The sequence below is a fragment of the Microbispora bryophytorum genome (assembly GCF_043197435.1).
GTDB lineage: Bacteria > Actinomycetota > Actinomycetes > Streptosporangiales > Streptosporangiaceae > Microbispora > Microbispora bryophytorum.
The window spans coordinates 466212-479903 of record NZ_JBICTF010000006.1 but is presented as its reverse complement, the minus strand read 5'-3'; the positions used below and the strand labels follow the sequence as shown (position 1 = coordinate 479903).

Genomic DNA, 13692 nt, shown 5'->3' with positions numbered 1-13692 from the left:
GCCGGTTCACGCCGACTGGCGGACGACCAGCGAGGGTTCGAGCAGCACGTTCGCCGGCGGTTCGCCGGGGTCCGCCTGGCCGTCGAGGAGTGTGGTGAGGAGCGCCACGCAGTGCGCGGCGGCCTGTGCCAGCGGCTGGCTCAGGCTGGTCAGGCCGACGGCCTTGGCCACCGGCGTGTCGTCGAAGCCGATCACCGCGACCGGCCGTTCCGCCGCCCCGCCCCCGGGCCCCCTGCCGGGCTGCCAGGCGAGGCCGGGGGAGCGGGCGGCGTGCAGCGCGCCGAGCGCGAGCGAGTCGCTGACGCAGACGAGCGCGGTCACCCCGAGGTCCGACCGCAGCAGGTCGTGGGCGGCCTTCTCGCCGTCGGCCACGCCGTCGCTGGTGGCCCGGCTCAGGCCGGCGGGGTCGACGCCCGCCGCGGCGAGCGTGCGCGCCCAGCCCTCGCGACGGTCGTCGCCGACCCCGGAGCCGGACGGCCAGCCGAGGAAGCCGATCACGCGATGGCCCGCGTCGAGCAGGTGACGGGTGGCCGCGGCCGTGCCGGCCGCTCCGTCCACGTCCACCCACGCGTGCGAAGCACTCGCGGAGTCCGCGCTCCAGGGGCGTCCGAAGGTGACGAACGGCACCTTGTGGTCCAGCAGCCAGGCGGTGCGCAGGTCGCCGTGGTGGGTGCTGGTCAGCACGAACGCGTCCGGCTCGTACGCGCCGAGCAGGTCCTCGAACGTGTCGACCTCGGCCTGGTCGTCGTCCGCCGTGTAGAGCAGCACCCGGTAGCCGGACCGCGCGGCCGAGTCGGTCAGGCCGTGCAGGAAGCGGTCGAGCACTGAGCCGTTGATGCCGTCGCGGTCGGGCTCGATCCGGATGGCGATCAGCCGGGACCGGCCCGTACGCATCTGCCGGGCGGCCTGGTTGACCCGGTAGCCCAGTTGCTCGACCGCCCGCAGCACCCGCTGCCTGGTCTCCTCGCGGACGATATCCGGGCTGTTCAGGGCGTTCGAGACCGTCTGGCGTGATACACCGGCGAGCCGGGCTACATCGCCGATTGTCACCTTTTCGGTCATGATCCGCCCTTCTGGGGGTTTGAACGTTCAAGGAGGAGTAGGGCATGATTAGATCGATCAAAATAAACTGAATGTTTCGCAATGTGCACCCCCGGCGACCACATGTCAAGGTCAAGGCCGGGACGATTCGATCCAGGAGGGCCCATCGGTGCTCGTCGGAGCCACGCCCGGTCCGGGCAGCGAGTTCGCCGCCGCCACGGCGTATCGCCTGCAACCGCCACTGCACGAGCTGGTCGGCACCGTCATGGCGCCGACCGGGGCGCTGAGCGGCGCTGACGGCCAGATCCGCCCCTTCGGCGTCCAGGGGCTCTTCCACGCCGACCACCGGGCGCTGTCGCAGGCGAGGCTGCTCGTCGACGGCCGCGAGCCCGAGGCCATCGGCCACGTCCACGAGGAGGCCGGGCGCACCAGGTTCGTCTCGCTGGCCCGCTGGCTCGGCGACCCCCACCCCGACCCGACCGTGCGGCTCGAACGCGTCCGCGTGGTCGGCGCGCGCGGCATGAGCGAGCACGTCGAGATCACCTCAACCGCCTCTGTGGCCGTGACCGCATCGGTCACCGTCGAGCTGAGCTGCGACTTCGCGCCGATCGAGGTGGTCAAGTCGGGCGGCGACACCGTCCCGGCCGAGCCCGGCCACAGGGACCCCGGCGGGCTGTCGTGGCGAAACGGCGGCATCCGGGTCACGGCCGTCGGCGAGGACGCCCGCGCGGAGACCGGCGGCGGCCGGTTGAGCTGGGACCTGTTCCTGCCCCCAGGCGGGACCGCGACGCTGCGCTGGGAGGTCGTCGTGGACGACCCCGCCGCCGTCGTCGTCGCACCGGCCAGGACGCTGGAGTGGAGCAAGCCCGAGGTCACCGCCGCCGACCGGCGTCTGACCCGGCTGCTGCACCAGTCGCTTGAGGATCTGCGGTCACTGCGGCTCGCGGAGACCGGCGCTCCCGAGGACACCTTCCTCGGCGCGGGGGTGCCGTGGTTTCTCACGCTCTTCGGGCGCGACAGCCTGTGGGCCGCCCGGATGCTGCTGCCGCTCGGCACCGACCTCGCCGCGGGCACGCTGCGGGTGCTCGCCCGGCGGCAGGGCACGCGGGTGGACCCGGCCTCGGGCGAGGCGCCGGGGAAGATCATGCACGAGCTGCGGCGGCACGAGTTCACCGTCGAGGGCAACGGCCTGCGGTTGCCCGCTGCCTACTACGGCACGATCGACGCCACCCCCTTGTGGATCAGCCTCCTGCACGACGCCTGGCGGTGGGGAATGCCCGAGCGCGAGGTGGCGGCGCTGCTGCCGCACATGGAGGCCGCGCTCGGCTGGCTCGCGGACTACGCCGACCCCGACGGCGACGGGTTCGTGGAGTACATCGACACCTCCGACCGCGGTCTGGCCAACCAGGGCTGGAAGGACTCCGGCGACTCCATCCGGTTCCGCGACGGGAGCCAGGCCAAGCCGCCGATCGCGCTCGTCGAGGTGCAGGGCTACGCGTACGAGGCGGCCAGGAACGCGGCGTCGCTGCTCGACGCGTTCGGCCGCCCGGGCGCCGAGCGATGGAACGCGCACGCCGACGCGCTGGCCGAGCGGTTCCGGGCCCGGTTCTGGGTGGACGGCCCGCACGGACGCTTCCCCGCGCTCGCGCTCGACACCGACAAGCGGCCGGTGGACGCGCTGACCAGCAACATCGGCCACCTCCTCGGCACCGGCCTGCTGTCGGAGGCGGAGTCGGCCCAGGTCGCGAGGCTGCTGGCCGCCCCGATGATGAGCGGCGGCTACGGGCTGCGCACGATGTCGTCCGGCGACGGCGGCTTCAGCCCGCTGTCCTACCACTGCGGCTCGATCTGGGCGCACGACACTGCGATCGTGCTCGGCGGGCTGGCCAGGGCCGGGTTCGCCGCGCAGGCGGCCGGGCTCGCCGAAGGGCTGCTCGCCGCCGGGGAGGCGTTCGGCTACCGGCTGCCCGAGCTGTACGCCGGGGACGGCGCCGGCCCGCACCCGGGCGTCGGCAGGCCCATGCCCTACCCGGCGGCCTGCCGTCCCCAGGCGTGGTCGGCCGCCGCGGCGGTGGCGGTCGCGCACGCCGCGCTGGGCCTGTATCCCGACGTTCCGGCGGGGCGGGTGCTGCTGCGGCCCATGGCCGGGGCGCCGCTCGGGGCGCTGGCGGCCCAGGGGCTGCGGGTGGCGGGCGCGGAGGTGAGCGTCGCCGTGGACGCGGCGGGCCGCGCCACCGTCACCGGCCTGCCGCCGGGGCTCGACCTCGACGTGGTGTGACGAGCTCGGTCGATTCGGACGGCCTGGAACCCCTGCTTTCGCCCCGCGGACAGCGGCGAAAGCAGGGGTTTATATTGACATCGCTGTTCTGTGAAGAGAGCATTGCTCTCGTAACGGGGCGATGATCCGGCTCCGTTCGTCGTCCCGACGATGGGAGCCGCCATGACCTCCGTCCTGCCTGTCCGAGCCCGGCTGACCGGCCTGTCCTTTCTCGGGGCCGGGATCTTGTTCGTCCTGTATCCCGCGGTCCGGCCGTACTCCGACGAGACGTCGCTGTCCGGGGCCGCCGCGATGGCGTCGCCGGCCTGGATGGCGGCGCACCTGTTCGCGGTGGCCGGGTTCGTCCTGCTCGCGCTGGGAGTGCTCGGGCTGCACCTGCTGCTGGACCCGGTGCTGGACCGTCCGCTCGCGCTGCGTGCCGCCGTGGTGACGTGGATCGGCGCCGGGCTGACCCTGCCGTACTACGGCGCGGAGGTCTTCGGGCTGAACGTCATCGCCGCGAGGGCGGTGCGGGACGGCGACGCGTCCCTGCTGGCGCTGGCCGACGAGTTCCGGTACGGCCCGGCGGCGGCCGCGATGTTCCTGATCGGGCTCGCGCTGCTCGGGGCCGGCGCGCTGCTGGCCGCGATCGCCGCCGCGCGGTCGGGGACGCTCCCCCGCTGGAGCGCCGCTCCGCTCGCCGCGGGGTTCCTGCTCTTCATCCCCCAGTTCTTCGCCACGCCCGCGATCCGCGTCGCTCATGGCGTGCTGATCGCACTCGGCGCGGTGTGGCTGGCCGTGGCGCTGTGGCGGCTGGGAAGGCGCTCCTCCTCGCCCGCAGCATGATCGAATAGGTGTTCTAATATGATGGCGTCATGACGGCTTTTCAGGCTTCGCTGCTGGACTGTGTTCCCGGACTGGACGAAGACGTCCGCGTCGGCCCGCTCGGTTCGTCGGTGCGGCGCACCTCACTGGAGCGCGGCGCCTGGATCGACGTCCGGCCGCACTGGATCGAGGGGGCCGACGCGCTCTTCGAACGCCTGCTGGAGGCGGTCCCCTGGCACGCCGAGCGCAGGCACATGTACGACCGGGTCGTGGACGTGCCGCGCCTGCTGAAGTTCTACGAGGAGGACGAGGAGCTTCCCGATGCGGTGCTGGTCCAGGCGAGGGACGCGCTCAACGCCCACTACGAGGAGGAGCTCGGCGAGCCGTTCCGCACGGCCGGGATGTGCCTCTACCGTGACGGCAGGGACAGCGTCGCCTGGCACGGCGACACCATCGGGCGGGGGAGCACGCAGGACACCATGGTCGCGATCGTGTCGGTCGGCACCCCGCGCCCGCTGCTGCTGCGCCCCCGCGGCGGGGGAGGCCCGGCGCTGCGGCACGAGCTGGGCCACGGCGACCTCATCGTCATGGGCGGGAGCTGCCAGCGCACCTGGGAGCACGCGATCCCGAAGTCGGCCAAGGTGAGCGGCGCCCGCATCAGCGTCCAGTTCCGCCCGGCGGGCGTGCGCTGAGGGCTTGCGCGGGCCTCGGGCCGGGGGGCGGTGGGCGGGCCGTTGACAGGTGCGGTTTGCTGGTAGTCCTTGAGTAAGGCCGCGGCAAGCACCGGCCACGTCGCGCAAGAAAGGTCACGAATGACCCCGCACCCCTATGTCCCCGCCCCCGCCCGATACGACGACATGCGGTATCGGCGCAGCGGAAGGAGCGGCGTGCTGCTCCCCGAGATCTCCCTCGGGCTGTGGCACAACTTCGGCGACGGCCACCCGCTCGACACGCAGCGCGCCGTTCTGCGCCGGGCCTTCGACCTGGGCATCACCCACTTCGACCTGGCCAACAACTACGGCCCGCCGTACGGCTCGGCGGAGGAGAACTTCGGCCGCCACCTGCACGCCGACTTCCGGCCCTACCGCGACGAGTTGTTCATCTCGACGAAGGCGGGTTACGACATGTGGCCCGGGCCGTACGGCGAGTGGGGGTCGCGCAAGTATCTGCTGGCGAGCCTCGACCGGTCGCTGAGCCGGATGGGCCTCGACTACGTCGACGTCTTCTACTCCCACCGGCCCGACCCGGACACCCCGATCGAGGAGACGATGGGCGCCCTCGACACGGCGGTGCGCTCCGGCAAGGCGCTCTACGTGGGCATCTCGAACTACTCCGCCGAGCAGACCGAGCGGGCCGCCGCCGTGCTGCGCGAGCTGGGCACCCCGCTCCTGATCCACCAGCCGCGCTACTCCATGCTGGACCGCTGGGTGGAGGACGGCCTGCTGGACACGCTGGAGCGGGCTGGGGCGGGGTGCATCGCCTACTCGCCGCTGGCGCAGGGCCTGCTCACCGGACGCTATCTCGACGGCGAGGTGCCGGCCGACTCCCGGATGGCGATCGGCCACTTCCTCAAGCGCGACCGGCTCACCCCCGATCTGCTGGAGACCCTGCGCGGCCTCGGCAAGGTCGCCCGGGAGCGCGGTCAGTCGCTCGCGCAGCTCGCGCTGGCGTGGATCCTGCGTGACCAGAGAATTACGTCCGTGCTGATCGGGGCGAGCTCGGTCGGGCAGCTCGAACAGAACGTCGCCGCCCTGGCCGCACCGGCGCTCACCGCCGAGGAGCTGTCCGAGATCGGGAGCCTGCTGTAGCCCTCTCGCCGACGCGGTCCCGGGGCCCGCACGCGTGCGCCGCCCCGGGCGTCGGCAGCGGGTGTCGGCAGCGGGCGTATGGACCGGCGGCTCAGTCGACCTCGGCGCTGCCGTTCACGCGGAGCTTGCGGCGGGCCCGCTCGTAGAAGGTGGTCGTCCCGAGCCGTACGACGCGGGCGGCGGCGCGCAACGCGGTCACCGTGAGCCGGTCGCCGGGGGACAGGTGACCGCCGATGGTGCCGTCGACCTCCAGGGCGAGCTGCCCGCTGGTCGGGAGCACGTCGAGCGTCACCTCCTCGTCGGCCGACAGGACCAGCGCCCGGTTGAACGCCGAGTGGGCGGCGGCCGGGACGACGAGGAACCCCTCGACGGAGGGGGAGACGATCGGGCCTCCCGCCGAGAAGTTGTACGCGGTTGATCCGGTGGAGGTGGAGACGATCACGGCGTCGGCGGCGTACCGGACGAACGGCTCACCGTAGACGGAGACGGCCACGGCCGCGAGCCCGTCGCCGGGGATGCGGACGAGGGCGATGTCGTTGAACGCGGTCACCATCCGGCCGTCGTGGCCGGTCGCCCGGACCGCCATGCGCGGCTCGACCGTGTATCTGTGCTCGTCGATCGCGGACAGGGCGGGCGCCAGCTCGTCCACGTCGATCTCGGCGAGGAAGCCGAGCCGTCCCAGGTTGACCCCGAGGACGGGGGTCGGCCGCCCGGCGATCAGGCGCATCGTGCGCAGCATCGTGCCGTCGCCGCCGAGGCTGACGAGCAGGTCGGACCGCCGGACCAGGGCCGGGGTGTCCACCGCGATCGCATTGCAGTCGATGCGCCCGACCTCGTCGGGCAGTCCCAGCACCGCGCAGTCCCGCTTGCGCGCCCACTCGACGATCGTCTCGATCGCCTCCTCCGAGTCGCGTTGCGGGTGCAGGACGAGACCCACGGTGCTGACCATGCCCATGCCCACACTGTACGACCGGGCCGTACGGCCGGCCTTATCGAGCGGCCTTATCGAGCGGCCTTATCGGGCGGCCTGCGGGGCGGCCTGGTCCACGGGCAGGTAGACCCGGAACCGTGTGTCGCCCGGACGCGAATCCACCCTGATGTCCCCGTGGTGCTTGTTGACCACGATCCGATAGGAGATGTCCAGACCCAGGCCGGTGCCCTCGCCGACGGGTTTGGTGGTGAAGAACGGCTCGAAGATGCGAGGCCGGACCTCGGGCGGGATGCCGTGGCCGGTGTCGCCGACCTCGACGATCAGGTAGCCGTCCTTCCGCCGGGTGCCGAGGGTCAGGGTGCCCGTGCCGTCCATCGCGCCGAGCGCGTTGTCGATGAGGTTGGTCCACACCTGGTTGAGCTCCGCGGCGAACGCGGGGACGGGCGGCAGCGACCGGTCGTACTCCTTGACCGTGCGGACACCCGCGGGGATCTTGCCCTGCATCATGGTCAGCGTGGCGTCGAGCAGGTCGTGCACGTCGACCGTCTGGTGCGGGGCGCGGTCGAGCTGGGAGTACTGCTTGGCGGCGGCGACCAGGCCGGAGATCCGGTTGACCGCGTCGTCGATCTCGCACATCAGCAGCTCGGTGTCCACCGTGTAGGTGAGCCACCGGACCGCGGACTCCAGGTTCTCCTCGCCCACCGCGTCGGCGATCTGGTCGAGCCAGCACGCGTCGAGGCCGCCGGCCACCAGCGTCGCCGCCAGGTCCCAGCCGCCGACGATGTCGTGCTCGTCCAGCCAGTCGGCGACCGCGTCCTCGGCGTCGGAGCGTGCCAGCGGCGTGAGGTCGGGGGCGGAGGCCGACCGCTTGACCGCGTCCTCCTGGAGCTCCACGAGGTCGTGCAACTGGCTGCCGTCCAGCCGCCCGTCAGCGATCATGGCGAGCTTGTGCCGCACGCCCGCCACCCGCTCGCGCAGCGCGGACGTCGCCCGCACGGCGGCGGCCGCCGGGTTGTTCAGCTCGTGCGTCAGGCCGGCCGACAGCGAGCCGAGCGCGAGCAGCCGCTCCCGTTCGCCGACGATCGTCTGGGTGGCGCGCATGCCGAGGAACAGCCCCTCCAGCAGGTGCATCGCCATCGGGAACCACTCGCGCACGCACGTGGCGATCACCTCGGCCGGCACCACGAAGAACTCCGCCTCGGTGACCGCGGTCAGCGTGTTCATGTAGAGCTGGGAGAACTCGCCGGCGATGTACGCCTGGGTGGCGCCGCCGTACACGCCGCGCTGGGCGGTGCGGCTCACCTCGACCTCGTCGCCCTGCACCCGCCTGCTCATCGCGACCGTGCCGCCCAGCAGCACGAAGAAGCAGGTGGCGGGGTCGCCCTCCTCGTAGACGCGGGTTCCGGCGAGCCGCCGCTCCACCCGGCCCGCCTCCGACAACCGCGCGAGCTGCGCGTCGTTCAGCGCCTCGAACAGGAACAGCGTGCGCAGCTCGTCCGGCGGCAGCGTCGGCTCATGCGGATGGTCGGTCATGGAGCCTCCAGATAACGGTGGACGAGCGAGACCGCCATGGCGCCCTCGCCGACGGCCGAGGCGACGCGCTTGACCGATCCGGCCCGCACGTCGCCCGCCGCGAAGACGCCGGGCATGCTCGACTCCAGGTGATAGGGGTCTCTGGACGGCGTCCATCCGGCCGGGCGGCGGCCGTCCGCCAGCAGGTCGGAGCCGGTCAGCACGTAGCCGGACGCGTCACGGGCGACAACGTCGCCGAGCCATTCGGTGCGCGGTTCCGCCCCGATGAAGACGAACAGCCACGACGTCGCCACGGTGGTCGTCAGGCCGGTCCGCCCGTCGCACAGGATCAGGCGCTCCAGGTGGTCGCGGCCCTCGCCGCCGACCACCTGCGTGCGCGGATGGACCTCGATCGACGGGATGGCCTCGATCTGATCGATCAAATACTGCGACATCGACCGGGTGAGGTCGTCTCCCCGGATGAGGATGTGCACCTTGCCGGCGTACCGGGAGAAGTACACCGCCGCCTGCCCGGCCGAGTTCGCGCCGCCGACGATGTAGATCTCTTCCCCGGCGCAGCTCGGGGCCTCGGTGGCGGCGGCGCCGTAGAAGACGCCCCTGCCGGTCAGGTCGGCCAGGCCGGGCGCGTCCAGGAGCCGGTAGGACACGCCGGTCGCCAGCACGATCGTGTGCGCCGTCACCGCGGTGCCGTCGCCGAAGTGCAGCAGGGTGGCCGAACCGCTCCGTTCGAGGCCGACGACCTCCCGGGTGGTGAGCAGTTCGGTGTTGAACTTCAGCGCCTGCCTGCGGGCGCGGTCGGTGAGCTGGGCGCCGGAGACCCCGTCGGGGAAGCCCAGGTAGTTCTCGATCCGGCTGCTCTGCCCGGCCTGACCGCCGGTGGCCCGCTGCTCCACGAGCAGGGTGCGCAGTCCCTCGGACGCGCCGTACACCGCGGCGCCGAGGCCGGCGGGGCCCGCGCCGATCACGGCGAGGTCGTAGAGGTCCGAGGCCGGGGTGGTGGCCATGCCGACGTGCGCGGCGAGGTCGGCCTCCGTGGGCCGCGCCAGCGCCTTGCCGTCCGTGGTGATCACCACCGGCACGTCCGCCTCGCTCATCCCGGCGGCGGTCAGCAGGCGTCCGCCCTCGGCCTCGTCGGCCCGCAGCCAGCGGTACGGCACGAGGTTGCGGGCGAGGAAGTCGCGCACCGTGAACGAGTGCGCCGACCAGCGATGACCCACGACCTTGGTCTCCGGCATCGTCACGGCGGGGGTGGCGAGCCAGGCCTCCAGCAGCGCGTCCAGCACCGGGTAGAGCTTCTCCTCCGGCGGGTTCCACGGCTTGAGCAGGTAGTGGTCGAGGTCGACGATGTTGATCGCGCTGATGGCGGCGTCGGTGTCGGCGTAGGCGGTCAGCAGCACTCTGCGCGCCAGCGGGAAGACGTCCATGGCCGCTTCGAGGAACTCGATGCCGTTCATCTGGGGCATCCGGTAGTCGGCCAGCATGACGGCGACCTGCTCGCCGCGCAGCTTGATCTCGTGTAGCGCGTCGAGCGCGCTGGAGCCGGACTCGGCTCGGATCACCCGGTAGCGGTCGCCGTATCGGCGGCGTACGTCACGAGCCACCGCCCGGGAGACGGAAGGATCGTCATCGACGGTGAGGATCGCGGCATTCTGCACAACTCACACGGTACTGGCGGCTCTCGGCTGAATGGCACACCTGGGACATAGGTCCCACCGTAGGGGGACGTTCGCCGGTCGCCCCGCCTCCGGTCATGGCCAAGGCTGGAGGCGTGGCCGTGATCGGAGCGTGGCCGTTATCGGGGCGTGGCCGTGATCGGGGGACGAAGGAGGTCGCTATGCCGATGACCGTCCGCGACGTCATGAACCGGTTCGTCGTCGCCGTCGAGGCGACGGCCTCGTTCTCCGACGTGGTCACCGCCATGTGCCGGTTCCACGTCGGGGCCGTCCCTGTCGTGGACGGGGACCGGCGGGTGATCGGCATGGTGAGCGACGACGACCTGCTGCTCAAGGACCTCGACAGGCGGCCCGCCGATCTGATCGTCGAGGGGCCGTCCCGGCGCAGGGAGCGCAGGAAGGCGAGCGGCCACCGCGCCGCCCAGATCATGAGCAGCCCCGCGATCACGGTCACCGAGGACACCCCGCTGCGGCAGGCGGCCTGTCTCATGCACCGCAACGGGATCAAGGAGCTGCCCGTGGTGGACGGGGAGACCGGCCGGATCACCGGGCTGGTCAAACGGTCCGACCTGATCAGAGCGTTCTGCCGGCCCCCGGAGGACCTCCGTGACGACATTCTCGAAGTGGCCTCGCGCTACGCCCGGCACTGCGCCGTACGGGTCGAGGACGGGATCGTCCACCTCGACGGCGACGTGGAGCGGCGTTCCCAGCTCCGCGCCCTGATGGAAGAGGTCTGGCAGGCGGACGGTGTGGTGGACGTCGACTCCTCCATCACGTACGAGATCGACGACGTGGGCCGGGCCGTCCCCGCGGGCGCGCTCCGGCGGACCGGCCCGGCGGAAGGCGGGCGGGACCGATGAGCGTCGAGACCACGACCGCGGCCGAGGTGATGACCCGGGCGCTCGTCACGGTGGAGCCGGAGGAGTCGCCGCTGATGGCCTGGGAGCTCATGTGGCGGGCCGGTGTCCACCACCTCCCGGTCGTCGACGCCTGCTGCCGGCTCGTCGGCGTTCTCGGGCGGGAGGACGTGGCCGCGCACTGGTCGGGCGGCCCCGCCGAGCAGTCGCAGGCGGTGGTGCGCACGCTCGTGGAGGGGCGGCGCTGTCCCCGGGTCGCCCCGGACGCCCCGCTGTCCGAGGTCGCCGCGCTGATGGCCGACGCCGACTGCGGCGCGGTCCCCGTGCTCGGCCCGGACGACGTCCTGTGGGGCCTGGTCACCACCACCGACGTGCTGATGGCGCTGGCCGGGAGGAGGGCGCGTCCGGCCGGCGACCAGGTAGACGACCCGGCGGACGTGAAGGGCGGCCTGTTCCATCTGGAGCCGGTGCCGTCCGTCACCTGTCCATGAGCAGGACGGCCGCCCCCTCGACCCGGTCGGCGGCCAGGTCGGCCAGCGCCTGTCCGGCGCCGTCGAAGGGGTAGGGCGTCGTCGTGACCCGCGGATGGTGGAGGGCCGCCAGCCGCAGGAACTCCCGCCCGTCGTCACGGGTGTTGGCCGTGACGCTGCGCAGCGTGCGCTCCTGGAACAGGTGGCGCTGGTAGTTCAGCACCGGGATGTCGGTGAGGTGGATACCCGCCACCGCGAGCGTGCCGCCCCGGTCGAGCGCGGCCAGCGCGACCGGCACGAGGTCGCCGACCGGCGCGAACAGGATGGCCGCGTCCAGGGGCTCGGGCGGCGGGTCGGCGCTGCCCGCGGCGGAGGCGGCGCCCAGCCGGAGCGCGAGCTCCCTGGCCGCCGGCGACCTCGTCATCACGTGGACGGTCGCGCCCTCGGCGATCGCGATCTGGGCGGTCAGGTGGGCCGAGGCGCCGAACCCGTAGATGCCGAGCCGTCCGCCCGGGGGCAGGTCGGCGCGGGCCAGCGCGCGATATCCGATGATCCCGGCGCACAGCAGCGGGGCGAGCGTCTCGGCCGGGGTGTCCTCGGGCAGCGGGTAGACGTACGCCGCGGGGGCGGTCAGCAGCTGCGCGTACCCGCCGTCGGCGTCCCAGCCGGTGTAGGTGGACGCCGGGCACAGGTTCTCCGCGCCGCGCAGGCAGTAGCGGCACCGGCCGCAGGTCGAGCGGAGCCAGGCCACCCCCACGCGGCTGCCGACCGGCGGTCCTGGCGTGTCCGGGCCGAGCCCCGCCACGCGTCCCACGACCTCGTGCCCGGGAACCGTACGAGGGCGTCTCGGGGGGAGGTCGCCCTCGGCGAGGTGCAGGTCGGTGCGGCAGACCGCGCACGCCTCGACGCGGACCAGCAGTTCCCCGGGCCCGGGCACCGGGTCCGGCAGCACGGCCCGCTCCAGCGGCCGCGTCGCGACGGGCCCCGGCCGGGCCACGACCCAGGCGTCCATCACGTGTGCTGGATGCGCCGGCCGCTGACCTCGTTGGGCGAGATCCGGATGTAGAGCGGACGGTCGCCGCCCGGCCACGACTCCACGGCGCTCTTGTTCACGTCGCCGGTGATGTGGTGGGCCCCGCCGCGCACGAGCACGCTCCAGCCCTCCCGGGTGCTCTCGTCGATGTGATCCACCTCGAAGGCCACCATGAAGTCGGCCCCCTCGATCCCCGTGCGCAGGTCGGAGTCCATCGGGCCGCCGAGAGCGGTGCGGAACAGGACGGCGCCCTGCTCGATCGTGTAGTTGACCGGCAGGATCACGGGCCCGGCCGGGTTGTTGAAGGCGACTCTGCCCACGCCGCCGGGCGAGATCAGCCGCAGGCACTCCTCGTGGTCGAGCTTGGTCAGGCGCGGCATGCCGGCGGGAGCCGTGTCTTCAGTCATGCGAACCTCCACGATGATCCACAACGGGTGTCGGCGACCAGTGTGCCGTTCCCGGCCCCTCCGGCGGCACCGACCTCCGTCGCTCGACGGAAGGACTAAGGGCCCGGAAGCCTTGGCCGCCGCTTGCCGTAATCCATCCCCAACCGCATGCCCAGAATGGGCACGACCGTCACGTGGAAGTGCTGAGCAGCCGAATACTCCTGCGCGCGGCCGACCGGACCGCGAGCCGTCGTTTCTACCGGGACCTCCTGGGCCTGGCCGTCAACCGGGAGTTCGGCCCGGCCGAGGATCCCGGGGTGGTGTTCTTCCTGGGGCAGGGGTTCGTCGAGGTCTCGCCGCGCACCGGCGACGTGCGGGAGGGGCCCGCGATCTGGTTGCAGGTGCGCGACGTCGAGAGGGAGCACGCCCGGCTGGTGGAGGCCGGGGTGCCGGTGTCCCGCCCGCCCCGGCTGGAGCCGTGGGGGCTGGTGGAGATGTGGATCGAGGACCCCGACGGCCTGCCGATCGTGCTGGTCGAGATCCCCGAGGGTCATCCGCTGCGGCGTGACCAGCGCTCCTTCACGCCGCGCCCCGCCTGAACCCGTCTCACGCCCCTCGACGCGGTTGCGGTGCTGCTGAATTGAAGAATTCTTCATGTTGTGAATATCCTGGGCTCCGCCGACGGAGGAGAAGACGACATGCACGAGTTCACGGCGGAGCTGCGCGCCCGGCTCGCGGAGGCGCGCGAGGAACTGCGGCGGGCACGCGAGAGCGGCGACGAGCACGGCGTCCAGATCGCCTCGGGCCGGCTGGACAACCTGAAGCGTCTGGCCGCCGACCACGGGATCAACCCGGAGGCGGAGGAAGAGGCGGAGTGA

At 72.5% G+C, this 13692-nt stretch carries 14 protein-coding genes; 8 read left to right on the top strand and 6 right to left on the bottom strand.

Annotated elements, in window-relative coordinates; all coding sequences use genetic code 11:
- Nucleotides 1-6: 6 nt before the first annotated feature.
- Nucleotides 7-1062, bottom strand: coding sequence for a LacI family DNA-binding transcriptional regulator (locus tag ACGFIB_RS22960; RefSeq protein ID WP_393374779.1), 1056 nt, complete (start codon nucleotides 1060-1062; stop codon nucleotides 7-9).
- Between the two features lie 148 nt (nucleotides 1063-1210).
- Here ACGFIB_RS22960 and ACGFIB_RS22955 point away from each other — a divergent pair, with 148 nt between their 5' ends.
- The 4 genes from ACGFIB_RS22955 to mgrA all read left to right on the top strand — a co-directional run bounded on the left by ACGFIB_RS22955 (nucleotide 1211) and on the right by mgrA (nucleotide 5931).
- Complete coding sequence (locus tag ACGFIB_RS22955; RefSeq protein WP_393374777.1) at nucleotides 1211-3319, top strand: amylo-alpha-1,6-glucosidase; 2109 nt, start codon at nucleotides 1211-1213, stop codon at nucleotides 3317-3319.
- A gap of 162 nt (nucleotides 3320-3481) precedes the next feature.
- The gene (locus tag ACGFIB_RS22950; RefSeq protein ID WP_357251585.1) at nucleotides 3482-4144 is read left to right on the top strand and encodes a hypothetical protein; all 663 of its coding nucleotides are present in this window, start codon (nucleotides 3482-3484) and stop codon (nucleotides 4142-4144) included.
- A gap of 29 nt (nucleotides 4145-4173) precedes the next feature.
- Nucleotides 4174-4815, top strand: coding sequence for an alpha-ketoglutarate-dependent dioxygenase AlkB (locus tag ACGFIB_RS22945; protein WP_191049601.1), 642 nt, complete (start codon nucleotides 4174-4176; stop codon nucleotides 4813-4815).
- A 120-nt stretch (nucleotides 4816-4935) separates the two neighbouring features.
- Nucleotides 4936-5931 (top strand): L-glyceraldehyde 3-phosphate reductase, encoded by a 996-nt coding sequence (mgrA, locus tag ACGFIB_RS22940; protein ID WP_357260932.1) that lies wholly within the window; start codon nucleotides 4936-4938, stop codon nucleotides 5929-5931.
- Nucleotides 5932-6022: 91 nt separating this feature from the next.
- Here mgrA and ACGFIB_RS22935 read toward each other — a convergent pair whose 3' ends face one another.
- Genes ACGFIB_RS22935 through ACGFIB_RS22925 form a run of 3 tightly spaced genes read right to left on the bottom strand, consistent with a single transcriptional unit; the run spans nucleotide 6023 to nucleotide 10050 of the window.
- The gene (locus tag ACGFIB_RS22935; protein ID WP_189104969.1) at nucleotides 6023-6886 is read right to left on the bottom strand and encodes an NAD(+)/NADH kinase; all 864 of its coding nucleotides are present in this window, start codon (nucleotides 6884-6886) and stop codon (nucleotides 6023-6025) included.
- 60 nt (nucleotides 6887-6946) lie between these two features.
- On the bottom strand, nucleotides 6947-8395 hold the full coding sequence (locus tag ACGFIB_RS22930; RefSeq protein WP_357251575.1) for an ATP-binding protein: 1449 nt from the start codon (nucleotides 8393-8395) through the stop codon (nucleotides 6947-6949).
- A complete protein-coding gene (locus tag ACGFIB_RS22925) occupies nucleotides 8392-10050 on the bottom strand; it encodes an NAD(P)/FAD-dependent oxidoreductase (protein WP_142574006.1) in 1659 nt (552 codons plus the stop codon). Before ACGFIB_RS22925 ends, ACGFIB_RS22930 begins: the two co-directional genes overlap by 4 nt.
- A 179-nt stretch (nucleotides 10051-10229) precedes the next feature.
- On the opposite strand from ACGFIB_RS22925, the gene ACGFIB_RS22920 reads away from it, so the two are divergent.
- Entirely contained in the window at nucleotides 10230-10928 is a 699-nt protein-coding gene (locus tag ACGFIB_RS22920) for a CBS domain-containing protein (RefSeq protein ID WP_357251572.1), read from the top strand.
- Nucleotides 10925-11416: a CBS domain-containing protein gene (locus ACGFIB_RS22915; protein ID WP_357251569.1), complete on the top strand. Its 492-nt coding sequence runs from the start codon at nucleotides 10925-10927 to the stop codon at nucleotides 11414-11416. The genes ACGFIB_RS22920 and ACGFIB_RS22915 overlap by 4 nt, the downstream gene beginning before the upstream one ends.
- On the opposite strand, the gene ACGFIB_RS22910 is transcribed toward ACGFIB_RS22915, so the two are convergent.
- Nucleotides 11403-12407: a zinc-binding alcohol dehydrogenase family protein gene (locus ACGFIB_RS22910; RefSeq protein WP_357251566.1), complete on the bottom strand. Its 1005-nt coding sequence runs from the start codon at nucleotides 12405-12407 to the stop codon at nucleotides 11403-11405. The genes ACGFIB_RS22915 and ACGFIB_RS22910 overlap by 14 nt on opposite strands.
- Nucleotides 12407-12835: a pyridoxamine 5'-phosphate oxidase family protein gene (locus tag ACGFIB_RS22905; RefSeq protein ID WP_357251563.1), complete on the bottom strand. Its 429-nt coding sequence runs from the start codon at nucleotides 12833-12835 to the stop codon at nucleotides 12407-12409. The genes ACGFIB_RS22910 and ACGFIB_RS22905 overlap by 1 nt, the downstream gene beginning before the upstream one ends.
- 173 nt (nucleotides 12836-13008) lie before the next feature.
- Here ACGFIB_RS22905 and ACGFIB_RS22900 point away from each other — a divergent pair, with 173 nt between their 5' ends.
- Both ACGFIB_RS22900 and ACGFIB_RS22895 read left to right on the top strand, forming a co-directional pair.
- Nucleotides 13009-13413, top strand: coding sequence for a VOC family protein (locus ACGFIB_RS22900; protein WP_142573996.1), 405 nt, complete (start codon nucleotides 13009-13011; stop codon nucleotides 13411-13413).
- 99 nt (nucleotides 13414-13512) lie between these two features.
- Nucleotides 13513-13692: a hypothetical protein gene (locus ACGFIB_RS22895; protein WP_142573994.1), complete on the top strand. Its 180-nt coding sequence runs from the start codon at nucleotides 13513-13515 to the stop codon at nucleotides 13690-13692.

What these genes read in the sequence shown, in the direction of transcription:
- ACGFIB_RS22920 (WP_357251572.1), top strand. Translation starts at nt 10,230, where the DNA reads ATGCCGATGACCGTCCGCGACGTCATGAACCGGTTCGTCGTCGCCGTC.
- ACGFIB_RS22960 (WP_393374779.1), bottom strand. Translation starts at nt 1,062, where the DNA reads ATGACCGAAAAGGTGACAATCGGCGATGTAGCCCGGCTCGCCGGTGTA.
- ACGFIB_RS22930 (WP_357251575.1), bottom strand. Translation starts at nt 8,395, where the DNA reads ATGACCGACCATCCGCATGAGCCGACGCTGCCGCCGGACGAGCTGCGC.
- ACGFIB_RS22935 (WP_189104969.1), bottom strand. Translation starts at nt 6,886, where the DNA reads ATGGGCATGGTCAGCACCGTGGGTCTCGTCCTGCACCCGCAACGCGAC.
- ACGFIB_RS22910 (WP_357251566.1), bottom strand. Translation starts at nt 12,407, where the DNA reads ATGGACGCCTGGGTCGTGGCCCGGCCGGGGCCCGTCGCGACGCGGCCG.
- ACGFIB_RS22905 (WP_357251563.1), bottom strand. Translation starts at nt 12,835, where the DNA reads ATGACTGAAGACACGGCTCCCGCCGGCATGCCGCGCCTGACCAAGCTC.
- ACGFIB_RS22950 (WP_357251585.1), top strand. Translation starts at nt 3,482, where the DNA reads ATGACCTCCGTCCTGCCTGTCCGAGCCCGGCTGACCGGCCTGTCCTTT.
- ACGFIB_RS22895 (WP_142573994.1), top strand. Translation starts at nt 13,513, where the DNA reads ATGCACGAGTTCACGGCGGAGCTGCGCGCCCGGCTCGCGGAGGCGCGC.
- ACGFIB_RS22945 (WP_191049601.1), top strand. Translation starts at nt 4,174, where the DNA reads ATGACGGCTTTTCAGGCTTCGCTGCTGGACTGTGTTCCCGGACTGGAC.
- mgrA (WP_357260932.1), top strand. Translation starts at nt 4,936, where the DNA reads ATGACCCCGCACCCCTATGTCCCCGCCCCCGCCCGATACGACGACATG.
- ACGFIB_RS22915 (WP_357251569.1), top strand. Translation starts at nt 10,925, where the DNA reads ATGAGCGTCGAGACCACGACCGCGGCCGAGGTGATGACCCGGGCGCTC.